12 protein-coding genes and 1 pseudogene are annotated in these 10,624 nt (G+C 60.8%); 11 read left to right on the forward strand and 2 right to left on the reverse strand.

The annotated features are described in order from the left end of the window. Nucleotides 1-21 precede the first annotated feature (21 nt). Nucleotides 22-870 (reverse strand): EAL domain-containing protein, encoded by an 849-nt coding sequence (locus U5A57_RS38670; protein WP_321917358.1) that lies wholly within the window; start codon nt 868-870, stop codon nt 22-24. A gap of 217 nt (nt 871-1,087) precedes the next feature. On the opposite strand from U5A57_RS38670, the gene U5A57_RS38675 reads away from it, so the two are divergent. The 11 genes from U5A57_RS38675 (at nt 1,088) to U5A57_RS38725 (ending at nt 10,025) form a co-directional block, all read left to right on the forward strand. Further along, complete coding sequence (locus U5A57_RS38675; RefSeq protein ID WP_321917360.1) at nt 1,088-1,684, forward strand: hypothetical protein; 597 nt, start codon at nt 1,088-1,090, stop codon at nt 1,682-1,684. Beyond that, nucleotides 1,681-2,166: a DUF3302 domain-containing protein gene (locus tag U5A57_RS38680; RefSeq protein WP_321917362.1), complete on the forward strand. Its 486-nt coding sequence runs from the start codon at nt 1,681-1,683 to the stop codon at nt 2,164-2,166. Before U5A57_RS38675 ends, U5A57_RS38680 begins: the two co-directional genes overlap by 4 nt. Then, complete coding sequence (locus tag U5A57_RS38685) at nt 2,167-3,345, forward strand: HlyD family secretion protein (protein WP_321917363.1); 1,179 nt, start codon at nt 2,167-2,169, stop codon at nt 3,343-3,345. 67 nt (nt 3,346-3,412) lie between these two features. Next, the gene (locus U5A57_RS38690) at nt 3,413-4,840 is read left to right on the forward strand and encodes a TolC family protein (protein WP_321917364.1); all 1,428 of its coding nucleotides are present in this window, start codon (nt 3,413-3,415) and stop codon (nt 4,838-4,840) included. Between the two features lie 109 nt (nt 4,841-4,949). Continuing rightward, nucleotides 4,950-5,882: a hypothetical protein gene (locus tag U5A57_RS38695; RefSeq protein WP_415774712.1), complete on the forward strand. Its 933-nt coding sequence runs from the start codon at nt 4,950-4,952 to the stop codon at nt 5,880-5,882. A 181-nt stretch (nt 5,883-6,063) separates the two neighbouring features. After that, nucleotides 6,064-6,420: a hypothetical protein gene (locus U5A57_RS38700; protein ID WP_321917367.1), complete on the forward strand. Its 357-nt coding sequence runs from the start codon at nt 6,064-6,066 to the stop codon at nt 6,418-6,420. A 264-nt stretch (nt 6,421-6,684) separates the two neighbouring features. Then, nucleotides 6,685-7,125, forward strand: a complete 441-nt coding sequence (locus U5A57_RS38705; RefSeq protein WP_321917369.1) for a hypothetical protein — start codon at nt 6,685-6,687, stop codon at nt 7,123-7,125. Nucleotides 7,126-7,706: 581 nt separating this feature from the next. After that, on the forward strand, nt 7,707-8,051 hold the full coding sequence (locus tag U5A57_RS38710; RefSeq protein ID WP_321917371.1) for a hypothetical protein: 345 nt from the start codon (nt 7,707-7,709) through the stop codon (nt 8,049-8,051). 401 nt (nt 8,052-8,452) lie between these two features. Continuing rightward, a complete protein-coding gene (locus U5A57_RS38715) occupies nt 8,453-8,983 on the forward strand; it encodes a DUF4142 domain-containing protein (RefSeq protein WP_321917373.1) in 531 nt (176 codons plus the stop codon). Next, the gene (locus U5A57_RS38720; RefSeq protein ID WP_321917375.1) at nt 8,980-9,312 is read left to right on the forward strand and encodes a cupredoxin family copper-binding protein; all 333 of its coding nucleotides are present in this window, start codon (nt 8,980-8,982) and stop codon (nt 9,310-9,312) included. Before U5A57_RS38715 ends, U5A57_RS38720 begins: the two co-directional genes overlap by 4 nt. Before the next feature lie 17 nt (nt 9,313-9,329). Next, nucleotides 9,330-10,025 carry an RNA polymerase sigma factor gene (locus U5A57_RS38725; protein ID WP_321917381.1) on the forward strand — a complete coding sequence of 232 codons (696 nt, stop codon included), beginning with the start codon at nt 9,330-9,332 and terminating at the stop codon, nt 10,023-10,025. 51 nt (nt 10,026-10,076) lie between these two features. Here U5A57_RS38725 and U5A57_RS38730 read toward each other — a convergent pair. Continuing rightward, nucleotides 10,077-10,559 (reverse strand): annotated as a pseudogene (locus U5A57_RS38730) (ISNCY family transposase); the annotation flags it as partial. Nucleotides 10,560-10,624: the final 65 nt, after the last annotated feature.

Raw genomic sequence — 10,624 nt, forward strand, 5'->3', positions numbered from 1 at the left:
GTGTTTCAAGTGCCCCGTCTTCTATCGCGCCGACGCGCGCAGAAGTCCCTTGCTCGCGGATTGACCGCGTCGGCGAGCTGGTGCCGATATGCCAGACGAACGGAGTAGCCAATGAAGAAGCGCGGTAGATGAGAGCGGTCCCGAGATCAGATTGCCCTGTGCGTCGAGATCGCCAAACCGGGCGAGCCAGGCGAGTTGGCTGGGGTTCTCCACACCGTCGACGGCTACGCAAATTCCGAGGTCGCGCGCAAGGCTGACAACGCTTTTCAAAATGGCGGCCGATGTTGGATCGTGCGGAAGACTCTCCGTGAACCGACGGGAAAATTTCAGCCCGCTGACTGGCAATGCAATCAGGCTCGTGAGGGTCGAATGCTTGAGGCCGAAATCGTCGAGAACGACGGAAATTCCCATACGCCTTAGGACCGACAGTCGAGCAATGAGGTTGCCGGTGACGTCCCGAGCCGCGGGCTCGCGCATCTCGAACCTGATTCGGGCGGGCTGAACGGCATGTTGCCGGATACCGCGCGCAACCAAAGGGGTGAACCGGTCATCGAGAAGTTGATCGGTCGATATGTCGATGCATAGCGCCACCTTGTCGGGCGTGCAGCACTGCCAATGAGCGAGGTTGGCACATCCGTCGTTGAAGACGGTCTCGAAGTCCGGCACTGCCAGCACAGCGGGCTCAGCATTGCGCCGGGCAATGGCCTCGGCTCCCGTCAACACACCGGATCGCGCGGAAACGATCGGTTGGTATTCGACCAGCGATCTGCCGACCGAGGCGCTACTCGCACACTCAGGCGCATCGTTCCCGGTCGGACGCTCCCCAGACGAATATGCACGCTTTGCTTCGCGCCACAAGCCATTGATCATTCCCCGTCTCCCCTGTGTGGAATTTCATCTCGTCGGGAGAATAGGGCGAGCCCATCTTCCGGGCTATCACAGGAATCAGAAAGGGCGCTCCCGCACTTTCTGATTCCTGTGATAGCGACGCGATGCCGCGGCGCGTAATTTACCGACCTGATGGAACGATTGACACCACACATATTGCTATTCGCGATGTGTGTCCCAACGCAAGGGAACGACTTAGATGAACGGGAACGATCATTCAGCGGCTTCGCGAAGGCGGACTGGCCGGCTCGCCGCGCTCCTGTCGAGCGTCCGCCACGCTTGCAGCCCTATTCGGCAGTGGCATCTCGCGCAGTGGAGCGGCAGGATCCGCGCCGCGGCGCATCAACTCACGCTGACACTGGCCGTGGCAGGCGCCAGCCAGGCGCATGCACAGCCACAGGCGATTCCCACTGACGGATGGGCTCGCATATCCCCGAATGCAGGCTATGGATTCGGTTTCAATATGGAGGTGGCCCGATCCAGGGAACATGGCGATACCGCACCAGACAAATACGACCTGCTCTATACAGAGCAGGCGCAAAGCATGGACGACCGGGCTTCGCGCCGGGAAACCGGAAGTCGTTCTGCAGTTGCACCACTGGGTCGCGCAAGAATTGACCCGGTGCTGAGCGACCTGGGAAACGCGGGGGTGATGACGATCACGCTGGGACTGAGGGAGGCGGTGCCGATGATGGTATTCACGGGCGCCGTGTCGAATCGATGCATGGGACGCTACCCGGATTGCGGCCAGGATCGCCTCAGCTATGAACCTCTATCGCAGCCGCAGATGCCATGAAATTCGAATCGAAGCAAATGCAATATTGGGCTGAGCGTACGCGTAGCGTCAACGCTTTAGCCCGCTCGGGGCGATATCTGGCGGCTGGCGTCGCACTTTTGGCGCTGAGTTCGCCAACTTTCGCCTCGGTTTCGCGAGGGACCCTCGAACATGCCGCAGATTTCATTTCGTGGGTGGTTCTCGCCGTCGTACCGATTGCCGGAATCTACGTATTTTGGGTTCTTCATATCTTGCCGGAAAGAGTGGCAAGAAAGAAGCAGCATCCGCAATTGGAGGCGATTCACGCGTTGTGCCTGCTGTCACTGTTCTTTGGCGGTCTTCTTTGGCCATTGGCGTGGCTCTGGGCGCATACCAAGCCGGTGTTTTACCGGGCGGCCTACGGCACAGACAAACTGCCACCGGAAGATGCCGACGCTCCGGCAACGCCGGTTTATGCGCGCGAGCAAGTCTGTGCAGTCGCCAATGAGAAGGACAAGGTTTAGATGGAAGTTTTGATTCTGGGTATCTACGCGTTCTGCGTATGGCTAATCTTCTTCAAGTTCAAATGGTTGCCGTGGAATCCGGTCTCCATGGTCATCGCATTCACGTTGCCTGTCATTGCGCTCGCAACGATCATTCTTTCCCTCAACGTCATGGCGCCATCGACGCATGACGTCAGAGTGGTCGGCAAGGTCCTGCAGGTCGTGCCGCAGGTCAAGGGGCGCATTGTCGAGCTTCCGGCAGAAGGTAACAGGCACTACCGCAAAGGCGATGTCCTGCTTCGTATCGATCCCACGCCGTATGAATTGTCGGTCGCGCAACTGGAGGGAAGACTGCATGCCGATGACGCAGCCGTTGCGCAAGCCGACGCTTCGAGCCGGCAGCTTGCGGAGTCCGTGCGCCGCGAAGCGGGGAAGGTGAGCACCGTGCAAGCCTCGTTGTCGCTCGCGAGGCAAAGAGTGAAGGAGCAGGACGCATTGCTTGCGGCGGGGGCAGGCTCGAAGTTCGATCGCGACGACGCCATGGCGCGGCAGAGCGAGCTGGAAGGCCAGTTGGTCAGTGCGCAGGCTGAGGAAGGCGAGGCAAAGGCGAAGCTCTCGGCGCAAAGCCAGGGTGAGTTCGCCGCCATTGCTGCCGCACGGGCACACCGCGCGGAAACCGTGAGCCTGCTCGACAACGCCAGGTGGGAGCTATCCCAGACCGTTTATCGCGCCCCGGCGGATGGCCGGGTCGTGAACCTGCAGGTACGCGTCGGCACGATGCTGGTCCCCCTGCCGTTGACGCCTGCGTTCAGCTTCGTTGAGGACGACCAGGAACTGATTGCTTTCTATGGTCAGAACGAGCTGTACAACGTGCGGCCAGGCGACGTGGCCGAAGTGTACCTCCCAACGATGCCAGGAGCGATTCTCGAGGCGAAAGTGGACTCGATCGTCTGGGCGCAGTCGCAAGGGCAATTCCCTCAAGGCGGGCTGCTTCCCAACACCGGTTCGGTCGCCGCAGCGCCGAATCGCTTCGCCGTCAAGCTCGCACTGGACGATCCATCGAAGTGGCCGCTCCTCCCAGTCGGCGCGCTGGGCGCAGGGGCGATCTATACGCAGCATGGTGAGGCGATCCAGCTCATTCGTATGGTGTTTCTACGGGTGAGCTCAAGGCTGAATTATCTCGTCCTCAAGCTGCATTGAAGGAATGATTGTGTCGTCGTTGATTCTTAAGAAAACCTGTTCAGTTCTGCTTGCGATCCCTTTTGGATTGCTTTCTGCTTGTGCGCTCGACACGCCACCCAAGACCAGCGACCTCGCCGCTCAGGCGGTTCCATCGCTCGACAGCCGGCGCCAATGGGCCAATCGTGGCACGCCCGGAGATCGCGCCGACGGATGGCTCGCCGGCTTCGATGACGCGCAATTGAACCGGCTCGTGCGCGAAGCGATCGACCACAACGGAGATCTGGCCATTGCCGCGATTCGCGTACAGCAGGCCGAGGCGCTCGCGACCGTGCAGAGCAGCGGGCTGCTTCCAGCCGCGGGCGCGAGGGGCAGGCTGGGTGAATCCGAGTCGCAGATCGTTTCGGTTGGCGCGAGCTGGGAACTCGATCTCTGGGGGCGTATCCGCGCGCAGTCACGGGCGGCGCAATCCGAACGCGCCGCGACGCAAGCCGATTATGTGTGGGCACAGCGGGTCGTGGCGGCAACGACTGCCAAGGCCTGGTTTTCACTCATCAAATGTACGGAACTCGAGAGCGCGCTCAAGCAGATCGTCGAGGTTCAGGCGCGGCTTGTCGGGATAGAAGGGCACCGCGTGGTCATCGGCGCAGCCCCGCAAACGGAGCTCGAGGAAGCGCGCAACGCGCTGAGAGTGAATCAGGATGCCCTCATCAAGGCGACTCAGGCGAGAGTCCGAGCCGCGCAAGCGCTGGAATTGCTGCTAGGCCGCTATCCGGGTGGGGAAGTCGAGGCCGAGCCGTCATTGCCGGCGTTGCCGCCCGCGCCACCTGCGGGCTTACCTGCGAACCTCGTCGAACGCCGGCCTGACCTTATTGCGGCGTCGCATCGTGTTGCGGAGGCGTTCGACCAGCGTCAATCGGCGCAGGCCGCGCGATTACCCAGCGTTTCCATCGACGTTGCGATCACGGGAATCCGAAGCGACGTGCTGTCGCTCATGGACTCGAGCAGTCCGGTCAAGGGCGTGAGCGCTTCATTCCTTGCACCGATCTTTACCGGAGGCAAGCTCAAGGCCCGGGCTGATTACTATACCGAAGCGCAAAAGGCAGCAATCGTCACCTATGACAACCGCGCGCTGGAGGCGCTGAGCGAAGTCGAAGCGGGGCTTCAGGCCGAGACGAGTTACAAGGCGCGGGTCGCGGAGTTGCAGGCGCGTGTCGAGGAATGCCACACGTTGCTGGTTCGGGAGGAGGCGCGTGTCTCAATCGGATCAGCGGATGAGCGCGGCGCGTTGAAGAGCCGGCAAACGCTGCTGCTCTCAGAGGCGGATCTACTCAGCGCGCGCGCAGACCAGCTCAACGCGCGTATCGACCTGGTGCTCGCATTGGGTGGCGACTGGCGCGAGGCGGGTGAAATGCGCGCGCAGGGGGGCGGCTTCTCGCCCCCGGACTTTCCAGATGCGAGCCTCGCGGCGAAATCGCAGAAGAGCGGGATTCATGAAAGCGATGCCGCGCAGTAAGCACCCAGGGATCGGGGAGCGCGGGATGCGCGAGGGAAGGCTCCGTTGTTCATTCGCAGTGCCGCGCATTGTGAACGTGGCGGTCGGGGCCGTCCTGCTATGGCTGGCCATGGCAACGCCGGCGCAAGCGCAGGAATTCTCCCTGCTCGGCGGCGGGTCGCGAGCCAGCAGCATCAACACCTATACCTGGGCGTTCAGCTACCAGGAAGGACTCGGCAAGTCCATGGCGACAAGCTTCACGTGGCTTAACGAAGGACATATCCCGAATCATCACCGCGACGGGCAGCTCATCCAGTTCTGGGCGAGGGTGCCGGTAGGCAGTCCGCAGTTCGTGCTGCAAGCCGGGCTCGGACCGTATCGCTACTTTGACACGACCACCGGGGAGCCAGGCGGCAGTTATTCGGATGTGCACGGTTGGGGCATCGTCTACAGCGTACGCGCTTCCTGGTATGCATCCAACCGCTGGGTCACGCAATTGCAGGTGAACCGTGTCCATGTGCAGCAAGGCCCGGACTCGATGGGCGTGATGCTTGGCGTGGCCTATCAACTGGACGCACCGGATGCGCCGGGACCCCGCGACTGGGCAGCGAGTTCTTCGAAGAAGGTGACCAGCAACGAGGTTGCCCTGTATCTCGGCAAGACTATCGTCAACTCGACCCGTTCGCCGGACGCATTCGGCGGCGCCATCGACTATCGGCGCAATCTCACGGACAACGTGGACTGGACGCTTGGATATCTGCATGAGGGCAGCACGAAAGTCGCCCGGCGCGATGGCGTGACCAGTCAGCTATGGCTCACGCGCGTGTTTCTCGACGATAAGGTTACGCTGGGCGTCGGGGCGGGTGCCTACTATGCGATCAACGAGAACGAAAACAGTGCGTCGCCGGGCCCCGGGGCCGGCAAATTCTCTGGAATCGTCACGATTGCCGGCTCCTGGCGCTTTAGCCCCAGGTGGGATGCTCGAATCGAGTGGAACCGCGTCGTGACGCGTTACGACCGCGACACCGACGTTATCCTGACTGGCATTGGCTACCGGTGGTGAAGTCAAATCTCAGACTGCTGTTTGTTGAATCAGTGTGGCCGGTTGCAGTTTCCATGAATCGAATCACTGATCAATTCATGTAGGAATACTTGGTTTTATTTCATTGTGGACATCCCGGTCTGTTGAACTTTGGCGCACCTGGAGTGAAGCGCAGTCAACGAAAATTTTTCGGTAGAATTGAATGAAGATCCGTATTCTCCCTGTCTTGGCAGTCGCAGTATTTTTCGCCGGTTGTACGACGGCATCTCGTCCCGCGCACAATCTGGAAGCCGTCAAGTTGTCCCATGATCAGGTGGGCTGGGGCGTTCATTGCCACGGCCTGCTCGAAAGCAGCAAGACCTGTTTCAAGGTTGCCAGGAGGGTTTGTGCTGGCAAATCTGTGCAAGTGGTCTACGCATTCGATCGGCTCGAAAGCGGCTTGGGGCCAAAGGACGATGCTCGTGATCTCGTATTCATATGTGGCGTGCCGGCCCAGCCTGCAGTCGACAACCGCGAATGGGTGACGGTGGCGCCCAGTGCGCCGTCGAGCACGATGTAGCGCTTCAGAGCGGACAGCCGCCCGCAGCAAGGCGGCAAGCCGGGCGTTTTTCGCTTTCCATATCAATTTTTCTGCGCACGTGCCGTAAGAAGGGGTTTGACTGTTCAAGGCTCGTGACCCATGTCGTTCACATCTCTGCGACGCAAATTCATCGTTTCCGCTGGCGCACTCTGTCTCGCCGCCTGCGCTGTACCGCCTACGCCTCAATCGAGTACGCTGCCTCCTGAAGCGCGAGCGCGAACCCTCGCGGCAATTTCACATTTCATGTCTGACGGCGATGCGGACAACTTCGATTCTGTATCGAAGGGTTTCGATGCGCCCCTGTATGAAACGGAGCGCAACACCACGGTCGGAGGCACAGTCTTCGTTACATACCGCGGATTTCAGAAGAGAAGTGATGCCTTCTCCATCGATTCTACTTACCGGCAAATCTGGAAGAACGCTTATAGCCGGCATGCGACTGTGTCTTCTACTTTGCATTTGCTGATTAGCCACGATTTCTGCCTGACTCCTGACGGTTTCAGGCAAGCGTTCGGCAATCAAGTGGATAGGCTCGCCGATGGCAAAGGCAAGTATTCGGGCCTTGTGACGAGCAAGAACCTCGCGATGGTCGCATTCACCGACGACGGTAGTTGTGTAAAGTACATCGACATTTTCGCTCGCCACACGCCTGAACCCAAAGCGACGGCGACTGAATCGCACTGATCGGCAGGGATCCACGTCGGCTCGAACGACTGTAATTGCGCCGGAGCCGACGTTGGACGTCCCAAACCCCTGGCGTTGCGTTCACCGTGACGGCTAGTGCTTCAGGTTGTCGGAAAGCGGCCGGGCTCGGCGTGTCGCGAGGCACCATGCGGCCCATCACGCGTTCCTCGGTACAGTGGCAGCGACCGCCTGACTTGTGAAGGAAAACGCGAAGGCGTGGGCTAGTACCCGCAAGCACACAGCCTGTCGTGGCAAACGTAACTATTCCGTCGAACACGCCTTTGCCGCTCGCACGTGGTTCCAGGGACCCGTTGAAGCGGCAGGTGCTGGACGATCCTGTAAAGGCGCCGGGTGGGCGCGTTTAGCCAAGCGCTAAATGGCCCGGACCGTCGGACAACGACGTGCGCACATTCGTCAGACTCATCAACCCGCGTTGGCCTCGTTCCGTTAGGCCGAATGTGGTCGCGCCAACACATGGCTGGAATAACGCTGCCCGGTGGCGCGTATAGCTGAAGCACTTCGCCAAGACGCGATGCTCGAGTCTTCGTATGCGCTTAGAGAGTGAAAAAAAGGGGCGTGCCATGAAGGAATCCAACGAACAGGAAGACATCCGGCTTCTCGTTGCGTTAAGGGCTGAAGCGGGCAAATATAACGGCATCAGCGAGCGCAGAATGTCAGGCTGCACGACGTTTGCGCTGCACGGGAGCATAGCGGCCTGCGTATGTGGAAATCTGATTGCCCTCAAGCTCCCTGAACTCTCTGTCGCCGCGTTGCTACAGACTCCCGGTTGCCGCTCGTTCCAGCCATTCGGGCAATTGGCATCACCACATTGGCTGGCTTTTACGGTGACAAGTCCCGCGTTCGAGGCGCTAGACCAATTGTTCGAGGAGGCCGTGGCCTTTGTGCAAGAATCAAGCGACGGCTGAAGGCACGAACCAGGGTGTAGACGGCACTACGTTCGCCCGGCCGACTTGCCCTCGTCCACGAGTGTGCCGATTTGTATAGACGGGCCTTATTCGGCGTTGACTGGTTGCCGCTCTTGTCCGCGCGTCCGCGAACGTGACAATCCCTCGGCGGGTGATGTAAAGCCTGAAGTCAATACCGACGCCAAAAGTTGAGAGAGATCTCACTGATGAGACTGTCCCCGAATTCGGAACCTAATCAGCGATTCGCGATTCGCTCTATTCCAGCCGGTCGAATCGTCTAGCTCGATCGCGCCGAATTCGGGAACAGGTTTGCAGCTCGCGACATCTATTTCCGCGAGTGCAGGACGGTGACCAGGCGCTCGGTGCGCCGGGCGACCTTCCCGCCCCTTCAGGAGACTCAGATGAAAAGCATCCGCTGGCCGTTGCTCGCCGCGCTTGCGCTCGCAAGCGCTACCGGTTTGGCGCAGGGTTCTGGCCCGACCGATCCGCAGATTGCCGCTATCGTCGTTGTGGCGAACCAGGCCGATATTGATGCCGGCAGGCTCGCCGGATCGAGAACGCAGTCGAAAGACGTCAAGGCGTTCGCCGAACTCATGGTCGCCGACCATACCAGCGTCAACCAGGCGGCCGTTAGCCTCGTACAGAAGCTCCACGTTACGCCCGAGTCCAGTCCGACCAGCGACAGTCTGAAGCAGGGCGGTGAAACCAATATTGCGGCCCTCAAGCCACTGCAAGGTGCACAGTTCGATCGTGCGTATATCGATCATGAAGTTGCCTATCACGAACAGGTCATCGACGCACTCGACAAGACCCTGATCCCGAGCGCGAAGAACGCCGAACTGAAGGCACTGCTCGTGAAAGTCCGGCCTGCGTTCGTCGCGCATCTGGATCACGCAAAGCGCGTGCAGGCATCGCTGGTGACTGCGCAATGAGCGGCCTACGACGTATCTTGCCGGGCGTCTGGGCTATCCTGTGCATGGTTGACGCCGGGCCCGCGGTTGCGAAGACCTGGGTCGTGACGATCGAGCAGATGCGCTTCGTCCCGTCGACGCTGACCGTGCAGCGGGGGGACAGTGTCGTGTGGGTTAACAGGGACCTCGTGGCACATACGGCGAGCACCGATGCAAAGGCATTCGACTCAGGCAGCATCGCACCAGAAGCGTCCTGGCGAGATGTGATGAGCGAGCCCGGCCGTCACCCGTACGGGTGCCGCTTTCATCCAGCGATGCGTGGCACACTGGTCGTCGAGCCGACACCATGACAGAGCGAGGCGCTGCAATGGCCGACGTGCACCAGAGCGGATTGACGGATCCGGATGCGGATATCGTGCGCCGCATAATGGCGGGCGATCTCGCGGCTTTCGAGCTATTGATGCGCCGCCACAACCGGCGCCTGTACCGGCTTGCCCGCGCCACGCTGCGCAACGACGCCGAAGCGGAAGACGCGTTGCAGGACGCGTATCTGAAGGCCTTCAGGGCGCTCGCCGGATTTCGGGGCGACGCCGCGCTTTATACGTGGTTGTCGCGCCTCGTGCTCAATGAATGCCTCGGCAGGATGCGCCGTGCGGCTCGCCGCCAGAACGTCGTGCCCATGCTGCCGGATTGTCCCGACGACGAGCAGATGACTTCCGATATGAACCCGTTGAACACGCGTGACGACTACGCCCCCGACCAGTCGGCCTCGCGCGCGGAGATCCGTGCGCTGCTGGAGCGCAAGCTCGATGCACTGCCTGTGGGCTTTCGAACGGTGTTCGTGCTCCGGTCGGTTGAGGAGCTAAGCATCGAGGAAACGGCACAGAGCCTGGGCATTGCCGAGGCTACGGTTCGAAGCCGACACTTCAGGGCGAGGCAAATGTTGCGTGAATCGTTGATGCAGGAACTGGAGCGGCTGGGCCCGGACCTGTTCGAGTTCGGCGGCCGGAATTGCGACCGAATCGTCGCAGCCGTACTCGCCCGGCTGCGACGATCAGGGTAGTGTGGAAATGCTAAGGAGTGCGGTGCATTGGCATCCGCTAACCGGGGAAAGCACCAGCTTCCGGTTCTGCAGCGTGTCGTCGAGCAGGTACATCACGCGGTCGTACTGCACCGTGAGCGACTTCGTCACGCGCCGCGTCTCACGCCAGGTGAGCAGGGCGTCCAGATCCTCGTCCTCACGCAACGGCCGGTGCGCATCGAACGTGCTCCTTGGCGGCTTCGCAAAGCGCACGTTACAGGCCCGCATGAAAGCGGGCGCATACGCATTGGCGTCGGCGACCGTGCTGATGCCACGCAGCCTCAGCTCCTTGACCAGGCGGTCCTGCAGCGTCAGGTGCGCGCGCTCCACACGGCCCTTGGCCGGGCTGGAGTTCGCGCAGAACGTGTCAATGTTCAGCTCGTACATCGCGCGCCCGAAGTGCGTCACGCTGCGCCCGGTTTTGCCAGCGCTCACGCTGCGGAACACGCTGGCCTTGTCGCTGTACAGCGCCACCGGCTTGCCGTAACGCTCCAGATACGCACGCGTGGCCTCGAAATCACGTCCGTTCATCGTTCACCCCTGGTCGACGCCTCACGCGAGCGTTTGGGACCTACAACAGA

The organism is Paraburkholderia sp. J11-2, from assembly GCF_905220185.1.
Lineage (GTDB): Bacteria > Pseudomonadota > Gammaproteobacteria > Burkholderiales > Burkholderiaceae > Paraburkholderia.